Here is a 25,734-nt window from a genome sequence, read left to right on the forward strand (position 1 = left end):
TCCGCTTCATCTGTCCGTCCCTTTGTCGGGTCGGACTCTAGCTCCAACTGGAGGAAAAAGCGGGGGTCACGTCACCGCGGCTGTCATAGCTCAACTGCTCATAGTCGGACGAACTGCTGCCGCCGCCAGAGGTGTTGGGAAAGCGCGTCTTCGACAGGCGGTCGAAGCCATCATATTCGTATGTCGTCACATGGCTCTCGCCGTCGGTCAGCGTCGCCTGCTTGCCGTTGACGGAATAAGTGGTGGCGGCGAGGACGCGTTGATAGGTCATGCCATAGGCGGAGATCTCTGACAGCGCGGGTGCGCAGGAGATCGTGTCCGCGATCCGCCGGCGCTGGCCATGGCTGAAGCACCTGTTCGGCGACGGCGCCTACAACCGCACCAAGCTGCTTGGATGCGGCCGCTCTGCGCGACTTCACCGTTGAGATCATCCGGCGGTCGGATGACGTGTCCGGCTTCAAGGCGCTGCCCCGGCGCTGGATGGTCGAGCGGACCTTCCGCCGGATGACGCGCTGGCGACGGCTGGTCCGCGACTATGAGAAGCGCCTAGACGTGTCAGAGGCGATGATCCATCTAGCAACCTGCTCCGGCGGCTCACCCCTTGAACGGACGTGCCATGCAGAAGCCTGAGGTCGCCACCACCGATAACGGCTTCGCGATCGTCACGGCCAAGGGAGCCGATGCAATGTCCTTCGCCGAGGTGAGCGCGATCGTCGCCTACAAGCTCGACGAACTCACGACCGATCTGGTCTGCTGCGGGTCTGCTGCGACATCGTAACGGGCGCAGGCGACGGCACGCAAATACGCACCATCCACGAAGAACTGCTCGGCTTCGATGCCGTCATGAAGGCTTTTGAGGCTCTGCCCGGCTTTGATCGCCAATGGCGCGACGCGGTGGTTCTCCCACCCTTCGCTACGAACCGGACCGTCGCCTACGACCGCGATGCCTGCGCCTGACCCATTCTCAAACGAACTCTCAGAAAAATTTTCTAAAAATCACGGCAGCAAGAAAAACGATTGATATCGATAGCAATATGGAAGCCAATCGCCCTGTAAATTCACTTAATGATAAATATGAAATCCAGAACAATGCAACACTGATAAAATATAAAAAGAATTTTGTCAATGACAAGATCCTTCTCCTTTGTATCCTTGGTATCCATTTACGGCGCCAGTGAAAAGTATTCCAACAGCGAATCCGATACCGCTGAATTTATAGTTACCAATTCTTGACATTGCATAATTTACACTTCTGGCTGAATATCCTGCTTCTGCAACTGCTGGGGCCAATGAGCCTGCGATTCCGGCGGCGCTTGTAAAACCATCGGCGAAAGCATTAATAATGACAATTCCGCAAAGGTAGTTTTTTGACTGCTGCATTCTTCTCTTTATTTCTTCTATTTCTTTTTGACGACGTTTCTTTTCATTCGCATCGTCACTCTTATTTGCATCGTAGGATCCCGGCCCTGAACCGCTATCTCCGCCTGGCCCGGGGCCTGCGCCGGTGACCATGCCCGGGTTTCTGTCTAGGAGCCCGTCTGCATTGTCCGCCCCGTAATTGTGCCTTCTCGCCGTGACGCATATGTCCCCGACCGGGCAAACCGCTTGAACATGCCCGCGATCGCCAAATACTTCAAACAAGCCTGTCGGATCGGTAAAGTTCACTGGATCGCCACCCACATATCCGTACATGTTCGTTCCGGGCCCATATCCGATGGGATCAGTCTGCATAAATCGACCGAGCGTGGGCGAATACATTCGCGCTTTGTAATAGTAGAGTCCGATCTCGGGAAGCCAAGCCTGCCCGGTATATTGGAACCGGCCCATATTACCTGCGCCTGGCACACCATATTCGTCGTAGGTGTTGGTGCCAACCACGTTGCCGCTACCGTCGGTCACCGCATTCACGCTTCCGCGCTCATCGGCATGGAGCCAATATTTCTGACTGGTGCCAGCGCCCTCATACCAGACGATCGGCTCGTCCTCGCCGGGGCCGTAAACATAGCGGCGCTGGATCGCACCTGTCGCGGTTTCAGTTTCCGCTGCCAGCTGCGCTCCATCATAATAGAAGCGCATCGAAAGGCTGGTGTCATACTGGGCGAGCCGTCCGACAGGATCCATGTGCATCGTCGCACCGGGCGAAGCCACCTTGAGCTGATTTTCGGTCCAGTAGGCATAAGTCGTAGTGCCCGAGCTGGTCAGATTGCCGCGCCCGTCATAGCCCATCGACACGGCGCCGGCAGAGGTCATCTGGTTGAGGCCGTTGTGAGCATATGTGCGGTTAGCGTCATAAGCGCCGCTCCAGGCATAGGCATCGTTCGAGCGGGTGTTGGACGCAATCTGGCTTGCGGGATTGTATGAGAAACCGAGCGTCTGATCGTAGGTGGTTCCACCGAGATCCTGCTGCAGGCTCGTCAGCCGCGAGGCCGCATCCCAGCCGTAAGCGGTCGTGGTTCCGTTGCCGCGTGACAGGGACGTGCGCCGACCGAGATTATCGTATCCGTAGGTCGCCAGCACGCCGCTCCCGGATGTCGCGCCATTCTCGCGGATCGCAGTGACCTCGCCGGTCACCAGATATTCGTAGTTGATCGTCAGCCCATCGCCATGCGTGAGGCTCGTCCTGCGTCCAGCCAGATCGTAGCCCGAACTGATGCTGCCGAACAGTTGCGACTCCAGCGTTAATCGCCCAAGGGCGTCGTAGCTGTAAGTCAGCGTGCCGGCGAATGGCCAAGGCTGATTGATCGATACGACGTGCCCGAGATTGTCGTAACCATAGTTGATCGCGCCTTCAGGCGAAGGTAGCGTTTTTACCGTCAGCCGCGAAAGGTTGTCATAACTGTAGGAAATCGTTTGACTGTCGCGTAGCTGGCGCTGCGTCACGTTGCCGCGGCTGTCGTAGCTCAGCTGCTCATAGTCGGACGAACTGCTGCCGCCGCCAGAGGTGTTGGGAAAGCGCGTCTTCGACAGGCGGTCGAAGCCATCATATTCGTAAGTCGTCACATGGCTCTCGCCGTCGGTCAGCGTCGCCTGCTTGCCGTTGGCGGAATAAGTGGCGGCGGCGAGGACGCGTTGATAGGTCATGCCATAGGCGGAGATAGTCTGGGTCGGCCGGCTCGCTGCATCATAGCTGTTGCGAATGATGCGATCGGGGCCGAACGACCCTTCGGAACCGAGCGTGCAGGCACCGGGCAGTGACGAGAAGGTCGCGGGGTTCATCCGCGTCGTGGCGCAATCCAATCGTCCAAGCGCATCGTAGCTATATTGCGCGTAGGACTGGGTCGTGCCGCCGGCGATGAACTGGCTCGATGTTTTGCGTTTGGCGGCGTCATAGCCCGTATATTGCGACTGGAGCGTTGTGAACGACCCAAGATCGGTCGCTCCGCTCGGCACGGTCCCGATTTCGACCCAGCTCACATCGCCATCGGCGTCGTACGTGATCTTCCGCGCGCGCGGGACCAATGTTCCTGAACCGTCAGGATCGGGCCCGATGGTCCCAACCACCTGCCGGTCTGCATTGTAGATTGCGCGGTTCGTATCGTTGCTCCCAGGCAAGGGGCCGTCCACGGCCGTGACATTGCCGATCGCATCATAATAGGCGGTCGTGGTAGCTGCGAGCGCACCGTCGCCCGAGCCTTTGGTGACGCTGACCGGCGAAAGATTGTTCGCGGTGCCGGCCGATTGCGGGCCATAGCTGATCGTCGATTTGACCTCGCTCGCCGTGCCCGTGCAGCTGCTGCCTGTCATGCAGGCGGATGTGCTGGTGAGCTGATAGGTCGGATAGCCCGAGGCGACGATCGATCCGCTGCCGTCCTTATAATAGGCCTCGTAAGCGGTGTAGCCCAAGCGGGTCTGTGGTCGCGCCGCACCCGAGCTGGGCGCGGGCGCGGTGATCGTCAGCGCGCCGCCATGCGTGGCGTCATAGGTGTAATCCGTGACATTGCCGCCGGCATCGGTCGTGCTTGTCGGCTTGTTGCAGGTGATCGCCGATGTGCAGGTTGCGGGATAGCTCGCCGAGGTGGTGATGTTGGCGAGCCCCGAGCCGGCCTTGGCGACGAACGTGGTCTGCGTGACGTTGCCGCGCGTGTCATAGGCATATTGGGTCTTGTTGCCTTCGGGCGCGACGATTTCGCTCACGCGGCCATTGGCGTCGTAGGAATAGCTGGTCGTATTGCCCAGCTCGTCCTGGAACGAAGACAGCAGATTGGTGCCTGTGTCGCCCACATAGATGCGATGATTGCCGTTGGGATCGGTCACCGTCGTCGTGCGCGTCGTGCCCGAATCCACATAGCTGTAGCTGTAGGTCACGCCATCGTTGGTGACGGTCGCGACGTCGACGGTGCCTCCCGTGACGACAAGATTGTCCGTCGAAGAACTCGGGCGCCGCACCCGAAGGTCGCCATAGCCGGCGCCTTTCCAGTAGCGCGTGGTGCGCCCGGCGGGGTCGGTTACCAGCGTGGTCTCGTCACCCGTGCCGGACACCGAATAGCTGTAGGTCGCGGTCGGCCAGCTGCCGCTGAGCGTGCAGCTGTCGGCGTCCATATCGCAATATTCGACGGCGCTGTTGATCGCCTTGACGGCCGTGATCCGGTTCCAGTCGTCATAGTTGACGCCATCGAGCGTGGTCGCATTGCTGGCGTAGGTGAATTTCAGCGCATAGCCGTTGCTATTGTCGATGCCTTGCAGGCGGACGGCATAATAGGTCGGCGACTGACAGACGAGCTGAGCTGCCGGGTCGGGGATGGTGAGGCCATCCGCAGATGCCTCGCCCTCGGTCGCGGATTGGTCGGAGGCGCCGGTCTTCGCACTGCCTCCGCCAAACTCATATCCACCGGGGCAGTAGGTCTGGATCTTGTAGTAGAAATAGGTGACCGTGCCGTCCGGCGTCTCGATCGACTGCACACGTGCGACATTGGCGTTGTAGACGTTGTAATAATAACCAGAGTTGTTCGCAAAATGGACCCGTGTTCCGTCGCGGCCCGTGTACGTATAGATCGATCCGACTTTGGTCAGCGATGCGCCATTGGCTTCGGTCGGCGTGTAAGGACCGGTGAGACCGGACGATGTAAAGCTGTCCGACTGGCCGCCGACCGTCACGATATAGGTCGAGCCGACACTGACGATCGTCGCGACCGCGTCGCTGCTCCAGCCCGTACCCGTATTGACCCTCGTGTAGGACAATCCCTTGCCCTTCGGCCCGATCGACACGTCGGTCGCGCTCATGTTGAAGGTCTTGCGGAGCACATCGACACCATGCTCGTCGACCGACTGGCGCACAGGCGGCGGCTGGACCGAAGCGGTTTGAGCGCCGAGAGGCGCGGCCAGGCCGCTACACAGCGCCGTGGTGGTGATGGCGAGCTTGAGGGTTCGCGCGCGCGCCGTGGCGCGCTGCGGGAATGGCATCCGCATAGAAATCTCCAGATCGAAAAGGTCGCGCTATCGTCGGGTGAGGCCGCGCCTCAGGGGCTGTGCCTCATGTGCAGCTCCCCGAATTGACCACGGTGACGGTGATCGTGCCCGTCGCCGTGGCGCCGAGGCTGTCCTGGACGACATAGGTCGCGGTCTTGGAGCCCGTCGATGTCGTGCTTTCCAACTGAACCGAGGTGCTGCTTGCGACATAGGCGTTGATGCCGGCGCTTCCGGACGCGCTGATCACGGTCAACGGATAATTGCCGTCGGGATCGGTGTCGTTCGCGGTGACGTTGATCGTCTTGAAGCTGCACCTGTTCATCGAGCCTGCATTGTCGGCATTGGCGACAGGCGGTGAGTTCGGTGTGGGCGTTGGGGTCGGAGTGGGTGTCGGAGTCGGTGTGGGCGTAGGTGTCGGAGTTGGCGTGGGCGTTGGGGTAGGCGTCGGTGTCGGTGTTGGCGTTGGGGTAGGCGTCGGAGTTGGCGTGGGTGTTGGTGCTGGCGTCGGAGTGGGGGTAGGCGTCGGCGTACCGGTAACCGTCATGTTGGTCCGGTTGTTCGCACGGTCGAAGCTATACTGAGCGCTCAGGCCATTGTTGACCGAGCCGCTGTGATCGACCTTCGTGAGCCTTCCATCGGCGTCGTAAGTATAGGTGATCGTCTCTGTTGCGTGAGCCGTGCTCGACAAAAGACAACAAACCAGCGTGGCACCGAAACGGCGCATTTTGCCCCCTGTTCCGTCGGCTCGAATCCTCTCCCGACTTCATGAGGCTGGATCAATTCCGGATCATCGGTCAAGGCTGTAATTAATTGTATTGAATATATAATTGGTTCAAAATGGAGTAACCATTCCACAGTGAAATTATGCTTCCGAACGACGCGATTTTATCTAAGGTCGGCGGCATGGGGGCATCGATCGCAAAGCGCGAAAAGGCGATTTCAGCGTCGGCGACGGTGCTGGTGCATGCGCTGATCGCGCTGGCCCTGCTATTATCCTGGCGCGCACCGATCAGCGGTTCCCGGCACATCGGTGACGGCGGGCTTGCGACATTCGACCTTGGGAGGAGCAGCTTCGCCGCGGAGGACGCCGACGATGTCGGCGGACCAGTCGATGCGGCACCACCTTCACTGCCTCCGCCGCCATCGGTCGAAACGGACAACCCGGACCAGATCGAGGCGCGCCAGCCGCTTCCCGGTCGCGCCGAGGTGGATGCAGGCGGCAAGGCCGGCTCTGCAGCCGGGGGTGACGATCCATATGCCTATGCGTCTTTGCGGAATGTCGCCTCGACCAGCCCAGGCTCTGCCGAACCGACTCCGCTCATTGCGGCAATCGCTGCAGCTTTTGAGCGGGCAAGTGCAGGCCCATCCGGTCTGGCGAGCATTACCGTCGAGGTTGACGATCGTGGGCAGGTCGTCGCTGCTCGTTATGAAAGCGGCGGGATCGGCTCGGTGCGCGGCGCGAGGCTTGCCGGCTATTTTATGGGCTGCCCTGTCGGCGGTCCGGCTGGCGAGCGACATCTCGCGCTCCAACTCCCGTCGGACGCGGACCAGATGCCGCCCGACCAACTGATGATCGACGAGAAAGGGTGCCACATATGAAAATGTCGCGATGGGCCATCATCACTGCGATCGTCGCGATCGGTTTTGCGGTGGCGATCTTCTATCAGCGCCAGGCGGAAACGAAGCGTCAGGCAGAAGCGCTCAAGGCCGATCCCTATGCCGGTGCGAGCCTGCCATCCCGCCCTTTCAAGGGCGTGCCTTCGTCGCCAGCGCCATCAAAATAGCGAATGGTCGGCGAATGAGGCCGATGCCGACCCAGCGGCGCAAGAGAGTCCGATAAAGTGGATGGCTGACTGGGGGGCAGCGCCCCTCTGAATCCCGGCCGTCGGCAGAAAACGCAATGTTTTTGCTTGACGATGGTGACCCCTACGAGAATCGAACTCGTGTTTCAGCCGTGAGAGGGCCGCGTCCTAACCGCTAGACGAAGGGGCCGTCGCGGGGAGGACGCGCACTTATGGTGTGCGCGCCCTCCCGTCAAGCGTCAGCCTGCATCAATTACCGCGCGGGCCGCGTCGAGGCGCCTAGCATAGCGATCGAGCGCATCGGCGGTCAGCCCGGCATAGACGTTGGCGTCGTCGAAGCGGCGATCCTCGATCGCCTCACGCACGCCGGGCAGGGTCTTGGCGCCATAGCCGGTGAGGCGGCCGGGGGCGTAGACGGCGTTGCGGAACCACGGCCGGCCGGGCAGCCCGCGCTCGATGATCAGCGTCTGATCGATGTCGCGGAGCAGGGCGTTGAGCTTCGTCCGCGCGGCAGGCGACAGCGTCGCGCCCTTGGCGGCATAGGCAGCATCATAGGCCTTGGCCGAGGCCTTCAGCCGATCGACGGCATTGGCGAGCGCGGCAAGCTCGATATGCGGCGTGGTCTGCACCTTGTCGGGCGGGGCCACGGGCTTCAGGGGATCGCTGGCGATCTTGAAGCTGCCGTCGGCGATCAGCGCGTCGCGCTTCTCGTCGCCCTCGCGGCGATTGGCCGCAAGCTTCTGCACATCGTCGAAATAGCGGCCGACCGTGCCCGCGAAATCACCGAAGCGCACGGGCGGTGTGTCCGATTCGGACGTGCGCAGCACGATGCGTCCGACCGTCTTCGACAGCGCGGCGCCATATTTCAGGCCCGGATCGTCGAAGCGCGTCATGTGATCGAAGCCGTCGTAGATCGAGTGATAGACGCCGCCGCTCTCATCCTCGCCGCCGAAGCCGATGTTGAGCGAGGGAATGGCGAGGTGCTGGATGAAGACCGTATAGTCCGAACCCGAACCGAGCGGCCCCATCGGGAGGTCGGCCCCGGACTCGGCGGCGGCAAGCTCGGTCGGCGTCGCATGGCCGCCATCGGCATCGTCGGCCTTGATCTCGGCCGCGGCGCGCGCTGCGACGGTGGCGCCGGTTTCAGGGTCGATCACGTCGGCAGCCACGCTGTTCACCAGATGCTGCCAGTTGTGCGAGCCTTGCGCGCCGAGGAAGCCGCGGCCGTTGCCATCGGTGTTGATGTAGAGCACGGCCTTCTTCTGGAGTTCCTCCGCGTGTTCCTCGCCCCATTCGGTCGAGCCGAGCAGGCCGGGCTCCTCGCCGTCCCAGCTGGCATAGACGATCGTGCGCTGAGGTCGCCAGCCCGACTTGACGAGCTGGCCGAGCGCCTTGGCCTCCGACAGCATCGCGACGTCGCCCGAAAGCGGATCGGACGCGCCGAACACCCAGCCGTCGTGATGATTGCCGCGCACGATCCACTCGTCGGGATATTTGCTGCCCTTGAGCATCGCGACCACGTCGTGGACGGGGCGGAGCTGCCAGTCCGACTTCACGGCGAGATGGACCTGCGTCTTGCCGTCGCCGCCATAATGATAAGTGAAGGGCAGCGCGCCGCGCTCGGAACCCGTGGCGACCGGGCCGCCGAGATGCGCGAGAATCTTCTGCGCGTCGCCATAGGACATGGGGATGGCGGGGATTTTGAGGATGGTCTTGGCGGTCTCGCGCGTCAGGCGCTTGGCCTTCTCGGTCGCGCCGACGCCGGGGGTAAGCGGATCGCCTGGATAGATGGGCATGTCGAGCACCGATCCGCGCTGGACGCCTGCGGGCGGGCGGGCGCCGCCTTCGGGATAGATGTCGCCGATGCCGTAACCGTCCTGCGCGGGATCGGAGTAGATAATGCAGCCGATCGCGCCGTGCTGCTGGGCGAGCAGCGGCTTCAGGCCGCGCCAGCCGACGCCGTAGCGCGCGATGACGATCTTGCCCTTCACGTCGATGCCGAGCCGCTTCAGCCGCTCATAATCCTCGGGCATGCCGAAATTGACGTAGACGACGTCGCCCGTGACATCGCCGTCGCCCTGATAGGCGACATAGGGCGGCAGCGCGTCCTTGGTGTTCGACGAGGTCGCATCTCCTGCGACCGCCGGTTCCTGGCCGCCGAGCACGATTTTTTCGGGCGCGACCAGCTCGACGGTGGTGCTGATCGGGGTGGGATAGAGGACCTGGAAGGTCTCGATCCGCGCGTCCCAGCCCCATGACTTGAACTGTGCAAGCAGGAATTCGGCATTTTCACGGTCATGCGGGCTGCCGACATGATTGGGGGCGGAGGACATCCGCTTCATCCATTCGAGTTGATCGGCCGAACTGACCGCAGTGTCGAAGCGCGTTTCGAGCGCCTTGGTGTCGGCGGCGCCGGCGGCGGTCGCCACGAGTGCGAGGAGAGGAAGAGCAAGCAGAGACGAACGAACGGCCATCGACTGAAACCCCCAGACGAAAGGATGAGACGCCAAGCTATATGGCTGCCCGCCTGCCGCGTCCATGGATCGCTGAGGTCCTCCGTGCAGGCGCTGGCCCAAGCTGAAGATCAGCTGGCGTCGTCGAGGAAGCGGGCGACCTCGGCAAGATCGATCTGTTTGTCGACATAGGTCTGGCCGATCCCGCGCGCGAGCAGGAAGGGCAGGCGACCCGCCGCCATCTTCTTGTCGTGCGCCATATGCGCGACGAGCGTTTCGCCGCTTGCCGAGACGCCCGCTTCGGCAAGCGATGCGGGCAGGCCCGACGCGCGCAGATGCGCGGCGACGCGATCGGCATCCTCGGGCGGGCACAGGCCCTGCCGCGCCGAGAAGGCGAAGGCGAGCGCCATCCCCGCCGCCACCGCCTCGCCGTGGAGCAGGCGATCCGAGAAGCCTGTCTCGGCCTCCAGCGCGTGGCCGAAAGTGTGGCCGAGGTTGAGCAGTGCGCGCTTGTCCGCCGTTTCGCGCTCGTCGGCGGCGACGATCGCGGCCTTGGCGGCAACGCTTTTCGCAATGGCGTGCGCACGGGCCTGCGCGTCTCCGGCGAGAAGGGCAGCGCCATTGGCCTCGCACCAGGCGAAGAAGCTGGCGTCGTCGATCAGCCCATATTTGACCACCTCGGCATAGCCGGCGCGGACCTCGCGCGCGGGCAGCGTATCGAGTACGCCGGGATCGATCAGCACGAAGCTCGGCTGGTGGAAGCTGCCGATGAGGTTCTTGCCGGCACGCGCGTTGATCGCGGTCTTGCCGCCGACCGAACTGTCGACCTGCGCGAGCAAGGTCGTCGGCACCTGCACGAAGCCGCAGCCGCGCTTGAGAATCGCCGCCGCGAAACCGACGAGATCGCCGATCACGCCGCCGCCGAGCGCGACGATATGGTCGCCGCGCTCGACCCCGCGATCGAGCAGCGCATCGAGCAGGGCCTCGAGCTGAGCCCAGCTCTTGGTGCCTTCGCCGGCGGGCAGGACGATCGGATCGATGTCGAGCGTCGCGGCGAGGCGAGGCAACTGCGCGTCGGCGACATGCGTGTCGGTGACGACGATGGCGCGGCCGCGCAGGAAGGGCGCGAGCAGATCGCCGGCGCGATCGAGCGCACCGTCCTCGATCAGGATGTCGTAGCTGCGGTCGCCCAGCGCGACCGGGACAATTGTCATTGGCGAAGCGCCTCGAGGATGGTGTTCACCGTCGCCTCGTGCGGCGCCGGCTCGCTGCGGACATGGATGTGCGCCAGCGCATAGACGGGGTTCCGCACCTTGGCCAGTTCGGCAAGCACTTCGCGCGGATCGCGGTTGCGGAGCAGCGGGCGGGTGTCGCGACGGCCGACGCGCTCCGCAAGCACGCGCACATCGGCATCGAGCCAGATCGCGATCGCCTGATCGAGAATCAGCGCGCGCGTCGCATCGTTCATGAAGGCGCCGCCGCCCGTCGCGATCACCTTGGGCATACCGTCGACCAGCCGGGCGATCACGCGCCGCTCCCCGTCGCGGAAATGCGCCTCGCCATAGCGCTCGAACATCTCGGCGATCGTCATGTCCGCCGCTTCCTCGATCGCGTGATCGGCATCGACGAAAGGCAGCGAAAGCCGCTGCGCGAGTCGGCGGCCGATGGTCGATTTACCGACGCCCATCAGCCCGACGAGCACGATGGGGCGGTCGGGCGAGGGCAGGGGATGGGTGAGCGGTGCTGTCATATTCCTTGCGGGGCTATACAGAATGGTCCGGCGTCGGGCAAAAGGCCCTCGCGACGTCGCCGTCGCCAATTGTGCAGAAGGTTTGCCCAAGGCTTATGTCCCGTTTTCTCCTCGTCCTCATCCTGCTCGTCCTGATCGTGTTCGGCGCATTGTTCGCGCTGTCGCGGATGAACAGCGAAAAGCCGCTGACCAAGGTCGAGAAGGTGGTGCCGAATGAAAAGCTCGCGCACTAAGCGCGCTTCGCCTCCGGCGGATGCGGCGCCAGCCCGCTCCCCCACCCGGCCTCCCAACGACAGTATCCTGAATGGGAGGCCGGGTGGGGGAGCGGGCTGGCGCCGTGTGCGAGCGACACGCGTAGCCGCAGCACTTCTGGTAGCGAGCGGGCTGGCGATCGCCATCCCCGCGATCGGCCAGAAGCAGACGCCCGAATCACTGCTGCCACCGGGCTTTGGCGATCCGGTGCCGTCGCCGGCGCCGAGCCAGGCCGCGCCTGCGCAATCCGCTCCGTCGCAGCCGGCCCCGGCTGCCGGGCAGCCGACGAGCCTGTTGCCACCTTCGCTTGCGACCGACCTCGGCAACGCGGCGGCGGGCGACGATCTGGCGCTGGGCAACGAGACCGAAGGCAACAGCGCCGATCCATATGACCTGCCGCCCGAAGCGCGCCGCGATGCGCGCAGGGTGGGCGTGCTCAGCGTCGACGAAGGCAGCCTTGGCGAACAGGCCTGGGGCGGCACCGACGGGCAGTTTCTCGCCCGGCTGATGCGCAGCATGCATGCGCCGGTCGCGTCGCGCTGGGCCTCGATCCTGCTGCGTCGGGCGCTGCTCAGCCGCACCGAGGCGCCACGCGGTGTCGACGGCGCGGACTGGACGGCCGAACGCGCCTGGCTGCTGCTGCGCATGGGCGAGGCCGATCCGGCAAGGATGCTGATTGCCGGGATCGACGTCGATCGCTTCAATTCGCGCCTGTTCGACATTGCGATGCAGACTGCGCTGGCGACGGGCGATCCCGCCGCGCTCTGCCCGCTGACCCAGCCCGTCGGCCCTTACAGCAAGCTCGTGTCGTGGGATCTCGCGCGCGCCATGTGCTCGGCGATGCAGGCCGATCCGGGCTCGGCGAGCGCGGTGATCGACGCGGTGCGGCGCAGCGGCGCCGCGCGCGGCGTCGATCTGCTGCTTGCGGAGAAGGTCGTCGGCGCGGGAGCCAATGGCCGGCGCGCGATCAACATCCAGTGGGACGGGGTGAACCAGCTGACGGCATGGCGCTTCGGCCTCGCCAATGCGACCGGGGTCGCGATCCCCGATCCGTTGTTCGACACCGTAGGCCCGCATGTCCGCGCCTGGCAGGCACGGTCGCCGATGATCGATCCGGCGGCGCGGTTGCCCTATGCGTCATGGGCCGTAACGCTCGGTGTCTTCTCGAGCGCCGCCTATGCCGATCTCTATGGCTCGGTGTTCGACAGCGGCGACACGGGAACGCCCCTCGTCGCGACGGCCGAGACGCTGCGCCAGGCCTTCACGGCGGACGGCGCGGCGGCGCGCGTCGCGGCGATGCGCAGCCTGTGGGACGAACCGACCGACGCGCGCGAGCGCTTTGCCCGGCTGATCCTGACGGCGCGCGCGGCGGCCTATGTCGCGCCCGATTCGGCGCTGCAAGGCGATGTCGCGCGACTGATCGAATCGATGATGACTGCCGGCTACGACATCACGGCCGCGCGCTGGGGCGAGCAAGCCAATGCCGAGGGCGGTGACGCCTGGGCGCTGCTTGCTGTCGGCGCGCCGGGGCGCCCAGTGACGATCGACGGATCGCGCACGCGGTCCTATGCCGACGCGCAGGACGACGACCACAAGGCCAAGGGCCAGTTCCTGATCGCGGCGCTGGCCGGGCTCGGCCGGCTTTCCAACGGCGACATCGAGGCGCTTGCCGCCGATTATCGCGTTCCGGTGGGCCGCGTGGACAAGTGGACACAGGCGATCGATGCCGCCGCACGTGCCGGCCAGCCGGGGACGGTGGCGCTGCTCGTCGCGGTCGGCATGCAGACGCGCGAATGGAAATCGGTGCCGCCGGCCTACCTCTATCACATGGTCCGGGCGCTCAGGGCGGTAGGGCGCGAGCCCGAGGCGCGGATGATCGCTGCGGAGGCGATCACGCGGGCTTGAGATGAGCGAGGATGCCCTCCTCATCGGGCGTTTCCTCGAAATGCTCGCGGCCGAAGCCGGGGCGGCGGGCAATACCATCGCCGCCTATGGTACCGATCTGCGCGCGGCTTCGGCCTTGCTCGAGGGCATGCTGGGGCAGGCGGGCGAAGCCGAGCTGACAAAGCTGGGCGAGGCGTGGATGCCGCTGGCGCGATCGACCGTCGCGCGCAAGTCAGCGGCGCTCAGGCGCTTCTATGCGTTTCTCGCCGACGAGGGGCTGCGCGCCGACGATCCGGGCAAGGCGCTGCCGCGCCCGGCGTCGGCACGGCCGCTGCCCAAGATACTGAGCCACGCGGACGTCGACCGGCTGTTCGCCGAGATCGACGCGCGCACGGGCGTGGAGAAGCCCCGGCCGCTCGACCTGCGGCTCGCCGCGCTGGTCGAACTGCTCTACGGATCGGGGCTGCGCGCGACCGAGCTCGTTTCGCTCCCGCGCGTCGCGATCGCGCCCGATCGGCCGTTCCTGATCCTGAAAGGCAAGGGCGGCCGCGAGAGACTGGTGCCGATTTCGGACAAGGCGCGCGCGGCCGTGGCGCGCTGGCGCGATCATGTGCCGACCGAATCGCACTGGCTGTTCCCGTCGGGCGCGAAGCATCTCAGCCGGATCAGGCTCTACCAGATGCTGAAGAGCCTCGCCGCCGACGCGGGCGTGCCGCCTGACCGGGTGGGGCCGCATATCCTGCGCCATGCCTTCGCCACGCATCTGCTGGAAGGCGGCGCGGACCTGCGCGCGTTGCAGGCGATGCTCGGCCATGCCGACATCGCGACGACGCAAATCTACACGCATGTCGATGCCCGCCGGCTGGTCGAGCTGGTCAACGCGCGCCATCCGCTCGTTGACGCAGTGCGGCGTCGCGCCTAACCCCCTCGTCCAATGATGCACTATCTGGATTTTGAGAAGCCGATCGCCGAGCTTCAGGCCAAGATCGCCGAATTGAGCGAGAGCGCCGGCGCGGCCGATATCGCGCCCGAGGTGGCGAAGCTCCAGGCCAAGTCGGACAAGATGCTCCGCGATGCCTATGCGCGGCTGACACCCTGGCAGAAGACGCAGGTCGCCCGCCATCCGCAGCGGCCGCACTTCAAGGATTATGTCGCAGGGCTGATCGAGGATTTCATGCCGCTGGCGGGCGATCGCGCCTTTGCCGACGATCAGGCGATCCTCGGCGGGCTCGGCCGCCTCGGCGGGCGGCGCGTGCTGGTGATCGGCCATGAGAAGGGCGACGATACCGCCAGCCGCCTCAGGCACAATTTCGGCATGGGCAAGCCCGAGGGCTATCGCAAGGCGATCCGCCTGATGCAGCTTGCCGATCGCTTCGGCCTGCCGGTGGTCAGCCTCGTCGATACGTCGGGCGCGTTTCCGGGGGTTCAGGCCGAGGAGCGCGGCCAGGCGGAAGCGATCGCGCGGTCGACCGAGGCCTGCCTTGCGCTTGGCGTGCCGATGGTCGCCGCGATCGTGGGCGAGGGCGGATCGGGCGGCGCGGTGGGCATCGCCGCCGCCAATCGCGTGTTGATGTTCGAACATGCCATCTATTCGGTGATCTCGCCCGAAGGATCGGCCTCGATCCTGTGGCGCACCGCCGACAAGGCGGCCGACGCCGCCGAGGCGATGAAGGTGACGGCAGCCGATCTCGCACGCCTGAAGGTCATCGATCGCATCGTGCCTGAACCGGTGGGCGGCGCGCACCGCGATCCTGCCGCCGCGATCGCCGCGCTGGGCCTGGCGATCGGCGAGGAGCTGGATTCGCTGAAAGGGCTGAGCGCGGATCGGCTGCGGTCGGACCGGCGGAACAAGTTCCTCGCGATGGGCGATTTCTAGGCGCGACCCCGACGGCAGTGCGTCATTTGCTCCGGCCGCTGCCTCGTGCGCGCTGGGCGTTGGTGATGCTTTGAGTCGCGCGCGCCATCATGCTGAGGTCGCGCTGCTCGGAATCGGTGAGTCCGTCACGGGCGTAGCGTTCGCCGATCGCATCGACGCGGTTGGCGCTTCGCTTGAGGCTTTTCGCTTCGCGTTTCGAGAGTTCGCCATTCTTCACGCCCTGCCTGATGCTGTCGCGCGCCTGATCAAGGTCATGCGCGATGGCGGGGTGACGCGGATCGACGGTCACGGTGGCAATGGTCGGCGGGCGGGTGTCGCCGGAAGGCGCAATCTGGGCGCTGACGGAGACCGATGCGGTCAGAAGGAATGGAAAAGCCGCAATGGATCGCATGACCAACCCTCGCCCTATGAAGCCCGTCCATGAAAATCCGTCGATCGCGATGAACCGCGACTGAATCGCGCGTCAGCCGCGCCGCCGCTGGTTGAGCACTTCGTAGGCCATGACCGCCGTCGCCACGGCGGCGTTCAGGCTGTCGGCCTTGCCGAGCATCGGCATCTTCACGAGCAGATCGCATTGCTGCTCATAGGCTTCGGGCAGGCCCTGCGATTCATTGCCGACGAGGATGAAGGTCGGCGCGGCATAGCGCGGCGCCTGATAATCCGTGTCGGTGTTGAGGCTGGTGCCGATCAGCTGCCCCGGGCCGGCGCGCAGCCAGGCGACGAAATCGCTCCAGCGCGTCTGGGTGATCGACTGGGTGAAGAGCGCCCCCATGCTGGCGCGCACCGCCTCGACCGAGAAGGGATCGACGCTTTCGTCGAGCAGGATCAGCCCGCCCGCGCCGACGGCGTCGCCGGTGCGCAGGATCGTGCCGAGATTGCCGGGATCGCGCAGGCTTTGTGCCACGATCCAGATATCGGCCTTGCTGCGATCGAGCGCGGCGAGCGGGGTCAGGCGTTCGGGATAGACACCGATGACGGTCTGGGGGTTATCCTTGCCCGACAGCTTGTGGAGGATGTCGGGAACCGTCTCGATCACGTCGCCGCCGGCAGCCTCGGTCGCGGCGACGAGGCGGCGGACGATCGGGTGTGCAGCGCTGTCCCTGGCGTGGAACAGCATTTGCGGCAGCACGCCGGCTTCCTCGGCCTCGGCAAGTATGCGGAGCCCTTCGGCCAGGAACAGGCCTTCCTCGCGCCTATGCCTTTTGTCGCGCAGGCCGCGGACGCGCTTGATCAGCGGGTTCGAGAAAGCGGTGATTTCGCGCGCCACGGGGCTATTCTTCCCCGAACTTGTCCTCGACGAGCCTGGCGAGCTGGGCAACGGCATCGGCCGCGCCATCGCCTTCCGCGCTGATCGTCACGCTGTCGCCCATCGCCGCGCCCAGCATCATCAGCCCCATGATCGAAGTGCCGACCACGGCCGATCCGTCCTTCTCGACCTGGACGACGGCGGGAAGGCTGCTGGCGAGAGTCACGAAACGGGCGCTGGCGCGAGCATGAAGTCCGCGCTTGTTGGTGATCAATACGGTGCGCGTCACCGCGCTCATGCGGCCTCGCCCAGCACTTCGGATGCGACCGAGATATATTTGCGCCCGGCCTCGCGCGCGGCGGCGACGGCATCCTTGACGCCCATCGTCTTGCGCGCGCCTTCGAGGCGGATGAGCATCGGCAGGTTGATCCCGGCGATCACCTCGACCTTGCCCGGCTCCATCAGCGAAATGGCGAGGTTGGACGGCGTGCCGCCGAACAGGTCGGTCAGCAGGATGACGCCACGGCCTTTGTCGACCGCCTCGATCGCCTTGGCGATGTCGCCCCGGCGCAGTTCCATATCGTCCTCAGGCCCGATGCAGATCGCCTCGACCTCGCTTTGCGGGCCGACGACATGCTCCATCGCCGTCACGAACTCGGCGGCGAGCCGTCCGTGCGTCACCAGCACAAGTCCGATCATTTAGTCCTCTGGAAAATATGCATACCCGTTCAACGCCTGCTCTTGCGCCCGTCTTCTACCGCATCCTTGGGCGCGGTGGCGAGATCGCGATGCTGAACCGTGGGCGAAAAACCGGCCGCGCGCAAGCGCGCCGCGACCCGCTCGGCCACGTGGACCGACCGGTGTCTCCCCCCGGTACAGCCGAAAGCGACGCTTACATAGGACTTTCCCTCGGTCTCGTAGCGCGGGAGCAGAAGGAGAAGAAGCGATTCGATTTGTGACAGCGCTGGCTCATAGGCCACGTCTTCGGCGACATAGGCGCCGACTTCGGGATCGAGTCCCGTCAGCGGGCGCAGTTCGCGATCCCAGTGGGGATTGCGCAGGAAGCGCATGTCGAAGACCAGATCGGCGTTGCGCGGCAGGCCGCGCGCAAAGCCGAAGGACTGGACGACCAGCGTCGTCGTCGCGCCCTTATGTCCTGCAAAGCGCGCGCGGATGTCCTGCTGGAGATCGTTGCGGCTGAAGCTCGTCGTATCGAGGATATGATCGACGGCGATGCGTAAGGGGGCGAGCAGTTCACGCTCGCGCGCGATGCCATCGGCCGCCGGGCGATCGAGTGCTTGCGGGTGGCGTCGCCGCGTCTCCGAGTAGCGGCGCTCAAGCTCGGCGCCGGCCGCATCGAGGAAGAGCGTGACGACGTCGAGCCCCTGACGGCGCAGTGCCTCCACGCGCTGGATGATCGCCTCTGCATCGAAGCCGCGCGTGCGGCTGTCGATCCCGAAGGCGAGGGGGCGATCGTCCTCCGCACCCTCGGGCGCGGGTGTCCCGAGCAGGCGATCGAGCAGCGCGAGCGGGAGATTGTCGACCACTTCCCAGCCCATATCCTCGAGCGTGTCGAGTACGGTCGATTTCCCCGCGCCTGACATGCCGGTGATGATCAAGATCTTCCTGGGTTCGCTCATGCAGGCAGTCCGTGGAGGGAAAGGGCGAGCTCGACCTTGATCGGGGCCGAAGCCTCGAACGGGGCGAGCGCGACAACGGGAATGGCGATGCCGGCGATCGTGCGGCTGACGGGCGCATCCGGCATGCGATCGACCGTGCCGTCGAGGTTGACGATCAGCGCGACGGGCGACGATCCCATATGATCGCGCTCGACGATGCCGAGGCCGCGCACTTCCATCTTGCCGGCGATCGTCGCGGGTGGGGTAGCGATCAGACGGTCGCCGTCGCGGGTCAGCAAGGCCTGGTCGTCGGTGACGAGGGTCGCCCCGCGATCGATGAGGCGGAGCGCAAGGTCCGATTTGCCGGCTCCCGAAAACCCTTCGATCATCACGCCGCGTCCATCGATGGCGACGACGGTGGCATGGGCGCGCTCGGTCGAAACCGCACTCATTCGCTCGGCTCGTCGACGGCGGGCAGGCGGATGACGAAGCTGGCGCCGGGAAGGCCGTCGGCACGATCCTCGGCGGTGATAGTGCCGTCATGCCCCTCGATAATCGTGCGCGCGATGGCGAGGCCGAGGCCCGAATGGCGGCCAAAGCTCTCGTCGCTCGGGCGATCGCTGTGGAAGCGGCGGAAGATGATCTCGCGCTGGTCGGGCGGCACGCCCGGGCCTTCGTCCTCGACCTTGATGATGACTTCGTTGCCGACGCGCGTGGCGAGGACGCGCACCACGCCGCCTTCGTGCGAAAAGGATATCGCGTTGTCGATCAGATTCTCGAACACGCGGACGAGGCGCTGAGGCTCGCCCATCACCACAGCGACGCCCTTGCGCGGGCGGGCGAAGGCGATGCGCGCCCCGCCCGCGGGGTGGCGTTCTTCCCAGTTACGGATGATCTGTTCGATATGGCTGCCAAGGTCGATCGGCTCGAACTTGACGCGCGAAAGCTGGGCGTCAGTGCGCGCCGCCTCCGCGATGTCGGTGATCAGCCGGTCGAGGCGGCGGATATCGTCCTGGATAATCGCCATCAGCTGGTCCTGCGCCGCCGGATCCTTGACGCGCGCAAGCGTATCGGTGGCCGATCGCAGCGAGGCGAGGGGGTTTTTCAGCTCGTGCGTGACGTCGGCGGCGAAGGCTTCGGTCGCGTCGATGCGCTGGCGGAGCGCCTGGCTCATGTCGGATATGGCGCGGGCAAGCATGCCGATCTCGTCGCGGCGCGAGGGCAGGCGCGGCACCACCACCTCGCGCGCGCGCCCGAGCCGCACCCGGACGGCCGCGAAGGCCAGCCGGCGCAACGGGCGGACGATGGTGCGCGCGAGGAACAGCGACAGCAGCACCGAGACGATGATGATCAGCGCGAGGACCACGCCCAGCCGGAAGCGTTCGGCGCGGACCGAGCGCGTGATCGCGCGTTCGTTGGCGGTGACGAGCAGCGCGCCGCCATCGGGCAACGGGGCGGCGGCGGAGATCATCGGCGTGCGATCGGGGGCGAGCGAGATGGCGGCGTCGATCTGCTTGCGGTTCCGCGCCTGCATCACGATCGGCCAGCTTTGTGCGCGATCGATCGCGGGTTCGTCGAATTCGGGCGGCTCGTCGGCGCCGACCACGAAGTCGATCACGCGGTCGAGAAAGCGCGCGACATGGCGCTGCCACACCTCCTCGGCGGGATCGCGGAGGATATAGTTGGGAGGCGTCAGCCGCCAGCTGTCGATGATGAGCCGACCGTCGGGCGCATAGAGGCGCAGGCGGTTGCCGCTGTCGGAGATCAGGCGCGCGACCATCGCGGGGCGCTCATTTGGCTCCTCGGCGCCGATCGCCTCGGCCATCAGCCGCGTCTCGCGCTCGGCGCGGCTCAGGCGATAGTCGATTTGCCGCGAGCGATAGGAATCGAGATAGAAGAATCCGCCCGCCAGCATCGCGAGCGCGAAGATATTGACCGCGAGGATGCGCCACGCCAGCGACAGGCGCGACGTCCAGCGGACCGTGAGATCGCGGTCGTCAGTCATCCGAGAATCGATAGCCCGCGCCGTAGAGTGTCTCGATCGCGTCGAAATCGCCGTCGACCTGACGGAACTTGCGGCGCAGGCGCTTTATGTGGCTGTCGATCGTGCGATCGTCGACATAGACGTCGTCCTGATAGGCGGCGTCCATCAGCTGGTTGCGCGACTTGACCACGCCGGGGCGCTGCGCGAGCGATTCGAGGATCAGGAACTCGGTCACGGTCAGCGTCACGTCGCCGCCCTTCCACGTCACCTTGTGTCGAGCCGGATCCATTTCCAGCGCGCCGCGCACCAGCGGCTCGGCTGCTACGGCTTCGCTGTCGCCCGGTTGCTGGCGCGACAATTCGGTGCGGCGCAGGATGGCGCGGATGCGCGCGATGAGCAGGCGGAGCGAGAATGGCTTGGCGATATAATCGTCCGCGCCCATCGCAAGGCCTAGCGCCTCGTCCAGCTCGTCGTCCTTCGAGGTCAGGAAAATGACGGGCAGGTTCGATTTCTCGCGTAGCCGGCGCAGCAGTTCGAGCCCGTCCATGCGCGGCATCTTGATGTCGCACACGGCAAGGTCGGGCGGATTCTCGATCAGCGCCTTCAACGCGCTTTCGCCGTCCGAATAGAGCCGCGTAACGAAACCCTCCGCCTGGAGCGCGATCGAAACCGACGTGAGGATGTTGCGATCGTCGTCGACCAGCGCGATCGTTGCCGACATCCGGTTCTCCAGAAATGCGTCACGCGTCTGCTAGACCAAGCCGCGCCGTGCGGCAATCGGGCCGATTAAGGACGTTGGACGTTTGATCATGGCTTGTGCATGGACTAATGCCCCAATGCTATGAACGTTGATCTGCCCGACGGATGCGCAAGCCATTCGCGGGATGAGGAGAGAGAAGCCATGTCACTGCCCGTTCCCATCCATGATCTTGCGGCACAGGGGATCGCCACCCGCGCGACGCTCCACTGGAACCTGCTGCCGCCCCAGCTCGTCGAGCATGCGATTCGGCGGGGCGAGGGCATGATCGCCAAGGACGGGCCGTTAGTCGTCGCGACGGGCAAGCACACCGGCCGTTCGGCCAGCGACAAGTTTATCGTCCGCGATGCCGAGACCGAGAGCACGGTCTGGTGGGGCAAGACCAACAAGGGCATGACGCCGGAGCATTTCGCCGCGCTCAAGGCCGATTTCCTCGCTGCCGTCGCCGCCAGGGGCGAGCTGTTCGTGCAGGACCTTTTCGGTGGATCGCAGCCCGAGCATCGCGTCAAGGTGCGCGTGGTCACTGAGTTCGCCTGGCACAGCCAGTTCATCCGCACGATGCTGGTGCGCCCGGAAATCGCCGATCTGGCGGGATTCCTCCCCGATTATACGATCATCGACCTGCCGAGCTTCGCTGCCGACCCCGCGCGCCATGGCACGCGATCCGAAACGGTGATCGCGGTCAACCTGACCGAGAAGCTGATCCTGATCGGCGGCACCGCCTATGCCGGCGAGATGAAGAAGAGCGTCTTCGGCATCCTCAACTATCTGCTGCCCGCGCACGGCGTGATGCCGATGCACTGCTCCGCCAATATCGGGCCGAATGGCGATACCGCCGTCTTCTTCGGGCTTTCGGGCACGGGCAAGACCACGCTTTCGGCCGATGCCTCGCGCACGTTGATCGGCGACGACGAGCATGGCTGGTCGGACACGGCGGTCTTCAACTTCGAAGGCGGCTGCTACGCCAAGATGATTCGTCTTTCGCCCGAGGCCGAGCCCGAGATTTTCGCGACGACCAAGCGCTTCGGCACGATCCTCGAGAATGTCGTGATCGATCCCGATACGCGCGCGATCGACCTCGACGACGACAGCCTGGCCGAGAATAGTCGCGGCTCCTATCCGATCGATTTCATCCCCAATGCCTCGGCCGAGAATATGGGGCCGGTGCCGCGCAACGTGATCATGCTGACGGCGGATGCCTATGGGGTGCTGCCGCCGATCGCGAAGCTGACGCCAGAGCAGGCCATGTATCACTTCCTCTCGGGCTATACCGCGCGCGTCGCGGGGACCGAGATCGGCGTGACCGAGCCGACGGCGACCTTCTCGACCTGCTTCGGCGCGCCGTTCATGCCGCGCCACCCCTCGGTCTATGGCAATCTGCTGAAGGAGCGGATCGCGAAGGGCGGGGTGGATTGCTGGCTGGTCAACACCGGCTGGACAGGCGGCAGCTATGGCGCTGGCAGCCGGATGCCGATCAAGGTGACGCGCGCGCTGCTCAATGCGGCGCTCGACGGCAGCCTCAATGACGCCGAGTTCCGCGTCGATCCCAATTTCGGTTTCCGCGTACCGGTGAGCGTGCCGGGGGTCGACGACAAGATCCTCGATCCGCGCGAAACCTGGGCCGACAAGGCGGCCTATGACGCGACGGCTCGCAAACTCGTCCAGCAATTCATCGACAATTTCGCCGAATTTGCGGAGCATGTGGACGAAGGCGTCCGCCAATCCGCTCCCAAGGCAGCATAACAGGCCCGGCCATCGGTCGGGCGCTTCAGGAAAGCCCGACCGATGACCGAAGATCATTCTCCAAGACTGTTTGCCGACGCCGCCGCGGTTCGCCATGTGGGTGAGGGGCTGCTCGCGCGTACACTGCCGCGCGCCGAATGGACGCATGAGGCCCATCTCGCCGCGACCTTGTGGCTGGTGGTCGAACGGCCCGACATCGATCTCGATGCCGATCTGCGCGAGATCATCTCACGCTATAACGAGAGCGTCGGCGGGATAAACGACGAAACCCAGGGTTATCATCACAGCATCACCTGCTGCTTCCTTGCCGCAGTGCGCGATCACGCGGCCGAGACTACGGGCATGGAACTGGCTGCGCGCGCCAATGCGCTGCTGCTGTCGGAACGCGGCGGGCGCGGCTGGCCGCTTGGCCTCTACAGTCGCGGACGGCTCTTTTCGGTTGAGGCCCGGCTGAGCTATGTCGCGCCGGACCTCGCCTGAAACGGATCGTCAGTCGGTCAGCGCGGTGGGAACCTTGCCGCCATTTTTGGCAAGCTCGTTCATCACTGCCTTGTGCAGCCAGACGTTCATCTCGGCGCTGCCGCTGAGTTCGCCGGCATAGCCCAGCTCCTTGGCCAGCTCCTCGCGGTTGGCGAGGCTCGAATCGATCCCGACGAGCTTCATCAGATCGACGATCGAGGTGCGCCAGTTGAGATCCTTGCCGTCGGCCATCGTCGTCAGCACCGCTTCGACGTCGACCGGCTCGGCCGGCGTCGATGTGGCCACGGGGGCGAGGTTGGTCGGGTCGATGCCCGTCGTTTCGGGCGCGAAGATTGGCGGGCTGGAGTCGCCGGTGGCGTCAGGGGCCGTCTGCGCGGCGGGTTCCGCCTTCTTGCCGAAAATCGCGTCCTTGATCCGTCCGAAAATGCTCATGTCGATACTCCTTCCCGATGCACCGACACTACGCGTCCAATGTGACGCCCCGGCAATGGGCGCGAGTGCCATTTTACACTTGTTGACTGGGAGAGACGCGCCGGGTGGGGAAAGGGGCGAATGCGCTGTCGGCGGCCCCGGCTATGCGTTAGATTCGATGCGGTCGCCGAATCCGGCGCGCCGCCTGTGACGTAAAAGGAGCAGCTTCATGTCTCTACTCGACGGACTTCTTGGTCAGGCCGGGAATATCGATCTCGGCGCGCTTGCCGGACAGCTTGGGCTTTCGACAGACGAGTTGAAGGCCGGTGGCGAATCGATGCTGGGCAAGCTGGCGGGCGGCGGTGTCGATGCCGGTGGCGCTGCGGCCGACGCGGCGGCCGAAACCGGGATCGACGTATCGAAGCTTCAGGCGCTGCTGCCGGCGCTCGCCGCGCATTTCGGCGAGGCCGATGTCGAAGGCCTGCTCGGCAAGATCGGGCTGACCGGCGGCGACGGTATGATGGGCAAGCTGGGATCGATGCTGGATCGCGACGGCGACGGCAATCCGATCAACGACATCGCCGGCTTCGCCAAGGGGCTGTTCGGCAAGAGCTGAAATCAGCCCTGCGGCAAGGCGTTCTCGCGATCGACGAGGAGGACGCCTTGCTCGCAGCCGACGACGCGCAGCTGCGTGCCGACCGGGCAATCTGGGCCGTGCGCGGCCCAGCTGCCGTCGCCCACCTTCACGCGCCCCTGACCGCCCACGATTGCAGTCTCGACGGTCACGAGCTTGCCGAACAGGCGGGCGCCGCGATCGTTGAGCAGCGGATCGGCCGTCTCCACCGGATTGGCGATGTACCAGGCGCGGCCGGCGGCGACCGCGGCCACCGCGCTCGCGCCGAAGACCAGCAGCTGCATCGGGATCGACGGCTCGAAGATCAGCGTGGTCAGCCCCGCGACGATCGCGGCGGCGGCGAACCAGATCAGAAAGACGCCGGGTATGATCAGCTCGGCCACCGCGAGCAGCGCGGCGAGGATCAGCCAGAGCCAGTGCGGGCTGAGATCCATGGTCAGGCCTTGGGCTCGAAGGGGCTGATGCGCTTGGCGGCGGGCGCAGCTGGCGTCTTGTCGTCACCGCCCTTGATCGCCTCGCGCGCAAGCTCCCCGATGCCGCCGAGCGTACCGATGAGCTGGGTGGCCTCGACCGGGAAGAGGATCGTCTTGGCGTTGGGCGAGGTGGCGAACTGGCTGACCGCCTCGACATATTTCTGCGCGATGAAGTAGTTGATCGCCTGCGCGTTGCCGTCGGCGATCGCCTCCGACACCATCTGCGTCGCCTTCGCTTCGGCCTCAGCCTCGCGCTCGCGCGCCTCGGCGTCGCGGAACGCGGACTCGCGGCGGCCCTCGGCCTGCAGGATCTGCGACTGCTTCTGGCCTTCGGCGCGCAGGATTTCCGACGCGCGCAGGCCTTCTGCCTCGAGGATCGCCGCGCGCTTCTCGCGTTCGGCCTTCATCTGCCGGGCCATGGCGTTGACGATATCCGACGGCGGGCGGATGTCCTTCACCTCGACGCGGGTGATCTTCACGCCCCATGCCTCGGTGGCGTGATCGACGACGCCGAGCAGGCGGGCGTTGATCTCGTCGCGCTTGGACAGCGTCTCGTCGAGGTCCATCGATCCCATCACCGTGCGCAGGTTGGTGGTGACGAGGTTGAGGATCGCGACGTAAAGATCCGACACCTCATAGGCCGCCTTGGCCGCATCGAGGACCTGGAAGAAGACGACGCCGTCGGTCGAGACCATTGCGTTGTCACGCGTGATGATTTCTTGCCCGGGAATGTCGAGCACCTGCTCCATCATGTTCACGCGCCGGCCGACGCGGTAAAAGAAGGCGGGAAAGAAGTTGAAGCCCGGCCGCGCCACGCCGGTGAAGCGCCCGAAATGCTCGATCGTGTACTGATAGCCTTGGCGGACGATCTTCACGCTCGACCCCAGATAGAAAAGCACCATCAGAACAACGAACAACGCCGCAGTTGCAGCCATCGAAAATCTCCCTCCTCCAACCAATTCAG

General features: G+C 65.1%; 27 protein-coding genes, 1 tRNA gene and 1 pseudogene. 11 read left to right on the forward strand and 18 right to left on the reverse strand.

The features are described from left to right. Window positions 1-37 precede the first annotated feature (37 nt). Entirely contained in the window at window positions 38-271 is a 234-nt protein-coding gene (locus AC3WT0_RS16395) for a hypothetical protein (protein WP_492754522.1), read from the reverse strand. Window positions 272-278: 7 nt separating this feature from the next. Here AC3WT0_RS16395 and AC3WT0_RS16400 point away from each other — a divergent pair. Continuing rightward, window positions 279-630: pseudogene (locus tag AC3WT0_RS16400) on the forward strand (transposase); the annotation flags it as partial. Beyond that, window positions 617-778, forward strand: a complete 162-nt coding sequence (locus AC3WT0_RS16405) for a hypothetical protein (protein ID WP_492754523.1) — start codon at window positions 617-619, stop codon at window positions 776-778. The pseudogene AC3WT0_RS16400 and the gene AC3WT0_RS16405, both read left to right, overlap by 14 nt. Before the next feature lie 344 nt (window positions 779-1,122). On the opposite strand, the gene AC3WT0_RS16410 is transcribed toward AC3WT0_RS16405, so the two are convergent. Together AC3WT0_RS16410 and AC3WT0_RS16415 are read right to left on the reverse strand one after the other, a co-directional pair. Next, window positions 1,123-5,400, reverse strand: coding sequence for an RHS repeat domain-containing protein (locus AC3WT0_RS16410; protein WP_492754524.1), 4,278 nt, complete (start codon window positions 5,398-5,400; stop codon window positions 1,123-1,125). A gap of 70 nt (window positions 5,401-5,470) precedes the next feature. Then, a complete protein-coding gene (locus AC3WT0_RS16415) occupies window positions 5,471-6,130 on the reverse strand; it encodes an Ig-like domain-containing protein (RefSeq protein WP_492754525.1) in 660 nt (219 codons plus the stop codon). Window positions 6,131-6,270: 140 nt separating this feature from the next. On the opposite strand from AC3WT0_RS16415, the gene AC3WT0_RS16420 reads away from it, so the two are divergent. Then, entirely contained in the window at window positions 6,271-7,005 is a 735-nt protein-coding gene (locus tag AC3WT0_RS16420; RefSeq protein WP_492754526.1) for a hypothetical protein, read from the forward strand. Beyond that, window positions 7,002-7,190 carry a hypothetical protein gene (locus tag AC3WT0_RS16425; RefSeq protein WP_492754527.1) on the forward strand — a complete coding sequence of 63 codons (189 nt, stop codon included), beginning with the start codon at window positions 7,002-7,004 and terminating at the stop codon, window positions 7,188-7,190. Before AC3WT0_RS16420 ends, AC3WT0_RS16425 begins: the two co-directional genes overlap by 4 nt. Window positions 7,191-7,323: 133 nt before the next feature. On the opposite strand, the gene AC3WT0_RS16430 is transcribed toward AC3WT0_RS16425, so the two are convergent. The 4 genes from AC3WT0_RS16430 to AC3WT0_RS16445 all read right to left on the reverse strand — a co-directional run bounded on the left by AC3WT0_RS16430 (window position 7,324) and on the right by AC3WT0_RS16445 (window position 11,411). Next, window positions 7,324-7,398: transfer RNA gene (locus AC3WT0_RS16430), tRNA-Glu, on the reverse strand. Window positions 7,399-7,447: 49 nt separating this feature from the next. Beyond that, window positions 7,448-9,682, reverse strand: coding sequence for a transferrin receptor-like dimerization domain-containing protein (locus AC3WT0_RS16435; protein ID WP_492754528.1), 2,235 nt, complete (start codon window positions 9,680-9,682; stop codon window positions 7,448-7,450). Window positions 9,683-9,792: 110 nt separating this feature from the next. Further along, window positions 9,793-10,875, reverse strand: a complete 1,083-nt coding sequence (gene aroB, locus AC3WT0_RS16440; protein ID WP_492754529.1) for a 3-dehydroquinate synthase — start codon at window positions 10,873-10,875, stop codon at window positions 9,793-9,795. Continuing rightward, window positions 10,872-11,411: a shikimate kinase gene (locus tag AC3WT0_RS16445; RefSeq protein WP_492754530.1), complete on the reverse strand. Its 540-nt coding sequence runs from the start codon at window positions 11,409-11,411 to the stop codon at window positions 10,872-10,874. The genes aroB and AC3WT0_RS16445 overlap by 4 nt, the downstream gene beginning before the upstream one ends. A gap of 95 nt (window positions 11,412-11,506) precedes the next feature. Here AC3WT0_RS16445 and AC3WT0_RS16450 point away from each other — a divergent pair, with 95 nt between their 5' ends. The 4 genes from AC3WT0_RS16450 to AC3WT0_RS16465 all read left to right on the forward strand — a co-directional run bounded on the left by AC3WT0_RS16450 (window position 11,507) and on the right by AC3WT0_RS16465 (window position 15,423). Continuing rightward, on the forward strand, window positions 11,507-11,644 hold the full coding sequence (locus AC3WT0_RS16450; protein WP_492754531.1) for a hypothetical protein: 138 nt from the start codon (window positions 11,507-11,509) through the stop codon (window positions 11,642-11,644). A 106-nt stretch (window positions 11,645-11,750) separates the two neighbouring features. Then, complete coding sequence (locus AC3WT0_RS16455; protein ID WP_492754532.1) at window positions 11,751-13,568, forward strand: hypothetical protein; 1,818 nt, start codon at window positions 11,751-11,753, stop codon at window positions 13,566-13,568. Between the two features lies 1 nt (window position 13,569). Further along, complete coding sequence (locus tag AC3WT0_RS16460) at window positions 13,570-14,469, forward strand: tyrosine-type recombinase/integrase (RefSeq protein ID WP_492754533.1); 900 nt, start codon at window positions 13,570-13,572, stop codon at window positions 14,467-14,469. A gap of 12 nt (window positions 14,470-14,481) precedes the next feature. Beyond that, window positions 14,482-15,423 (forward strand): acetyl-CoA carboxylase carboxyltransferase subunit alpha, encoded by a 942-nt coding sequence (locus AC3WT0_RS16465; RefSeq protein WP_492754534.1) that lies wholly within the window; start codon window positions 14,482-14,484, stop codon window positions 15,421-15,423. A gap of 22 nt (window positions 15,424-15,445) precedes the next feature. On the opposite strand, the gene AC3WT0_RS16470 is transcribed toward AC3WT0_RS16465, so the two are convergent. The 8 genes from AC3WT0_RS16470 to AC3WT0_RS16505 form a co-directional block, all read right to left on the reverse strand. Beyond that, on the reverse strand, window positions 15,446-15,814 hold the full coding sequence (locus AC3WT0_RS16470) for a hypothetical protein (RefSeq protein ID WP_492754535.1): 369 nt from the start codon (window positions 15,812-15,814) through the stop codon (window positions 15,446-15,448). A gap of 72 nt (window positions 15,815-15,886) precedes the next feature. After that, window positions 15,887-16,690 carry a TrmH family RNA methyltransferase gene (locus AC3WT0_RS16475; RefSeq protein ID WP_492754536.1) on the reverse strand — a complete coding sequence of 268 codons (804 nt, stop codon included), beginning with the start codon at window positions 16,688-16,690 and terminating at the stop codon, window positions 15,887-15,889. Between the two features lie 4 nt (window positions 16,691-16,694). Continuing rightward, entirely contained in the window at window positions 16,695-16,967 is a 273-nt protein-coding gene (locus AC3WT0_RS16480; protein ID WP_492754537.1) for an HPr family phosphocarrier protein, read from the reverse strand. Continuing rightward, complete coding sequence (locus AC3WT0_RS16485) at window positions 16,964-17,368, reverse strand: PTS sugar transporter subunit IIA (RefSeq protein WP_492754538.1); 405 nt, start codon at window positions 17,366-17,368, stop codon at window positions 16,964-16,966. Before AC3WT0_RS16485 ends, AC3WT0_RS16480 begins: the two co-directional genes overlap by 4 nt. Before the next feature lie 29 nt (window positions 17,369-17,397). Next, window positions 17,398-18,309: an RNase adapter RapZ gene (gene rapZ / locus AC3WT0_RS16490; RefSeq protein WP_492754539.1), complete on the reverse strand. Its 912-nt coding sequence runs from the start codon at window positions 18,307-18,309 to the stop codon at window positions 17,398-17,400. Then, on the reverse strand, window positions 18,306-18,740 hold the full coding sequence (locus AC3WT0_RS16495) for an HPr kinase/phosphorylase (protein WP_492754540.1): 435 nt from the start codon (window positions 18,738-18,740) through the stop codon (window positions 18,306-18,308). The genes rapZ and AC3WT0_RS16495 overlap by 4 nt, the downstream gene beginning before the upstream one ends. Then, window positions 18,737-20,293, reverse strand: a complete 1,557-nt coding sequence (locus tag AC3WT0_RS16500) for a sensor histidine kinase (RefSeq protein ID WP_492754541.1) — start codon at window positions 20,291-20,293, stop codon at window positions 18,737-18,739. The genes AC3WT0_RS16495 and AC3WT0_RS16500 overlap by 4 nt, the downstream gene beginning before the upstream one ends. After that, window positions 20,286-20,993, reverse strand: coding sequence for a response regulator transcription factor (locus AC3WT0_RS16505; protein ID WP_492754542.1), 708 nt, complete (start codon window positions 20,991-20,993; stop codon window positions 20,286-20,288). The genes AC3WT0_RS16500 and AC3WT0_RS16505 overlap by 8 nt, the downstream gene beginning before the upstream one ends. Window positions 20,994-21,173: 180 nt before the next feature. On the opposite strand from AC3WT0_RS16505, the gene AC3WT0_RS16510 reads away from it, so the two are divergent. Both AC3WT0_RS16510 and AC3WT0_RS16515 read left to right on the forward strand, forming a co-directional pair. After that, window positions 21,174-22,772, forward strand: coding sequence for a phosphoenolpyruvate carboxykinase (locus AC3WT0_RS16510; RefSeq protein WP_492754543.1), 1,599 nt, complete (start codon window positions 21,174-21,176; stop codon window positions 22,770-22,772). A 42-nt stretch (window positions 22,773-22,814) separates the two neighbouring features. Then, window positions 22,815-23,252, forward strand: a complete 438-nt coding sequence (locus AC3WT0_RS16515) for a hypothetical protein (RefSeq protein WP_492754544.1) — start codon at window positions 22,815-22,817, stop codon at window positions 23,250-23,252. A 9-nt stretch (window positions 23,253-23,261) separates the two neighbouring features. On the opposite strand, the gene AC3WT0_RS16520 is transcribed toward AC3WT0_RS16515, so the two are convergent. Then, the gene (locus AC3WT0_RS16520; protein WP_492754545.1) at window positions 23,262-23,684 is read right to left on the reverse strand and encodes a DUF3597 domain-containing protein; all 423 of its coding nucleotides are present in this window, start codon (window positions 23,682-23,684) and stop codon (window positions 23,262-23,264) included. Window positions 23,685-23,892: 208 nt separating this feature from the next. Between AC3WT0_RS16520 and AC3WT0_RS16525 the strand changes: the two genes are divergently transcribed. Then, on the forward strand, window positions 23,893-24,279 hold the full coding sequence (locus AC3WT0_RS16525) for a hypothetical protein (protein WP_492754546.1): 387 nt from the start codon (window positions 23,893-23,895) through the stop codon (window positions 24,277-24,279). Window positions 24,280-24,281: 2 nt separating this feature from the next. Here AC3WT0_RS16525 and AC3WT0_RS16530 read toward each other — a convergent pair whose 3' ends face one another. Further along, window positions 24,282-24,731 carry an NfeD family protein gene (locus AC3WT0_RS16530; protein ID WP_492754547.1) on the reverse strand — a complete coding sequence of 150 codons (450 nt, stop codon included), beginning with the start codon at window positions 24,729-24,731 and terminating at the stop codon, window positions 24,282-24,284. A 2-nt stretch (window positions 24,732-24,733) separates the two neighbouring features. After that, complete coding sequence (locus AC3WT0_RS16535) at window positions 24,734-25,705, reverse strand: SPFH domain-containing protein (protein ID WP_492754548.1); 972 nt, start codon at window positions 25,703-25,705, stop codon at window positions 24,734-24,736. Between the last annotated feature and the right edge of the window lie 29 nt (window positions 25,706-25,734).

This window comes from Sphingomonas sp. EU05-FHT14C10 (genome assembly GCF_058790595.1).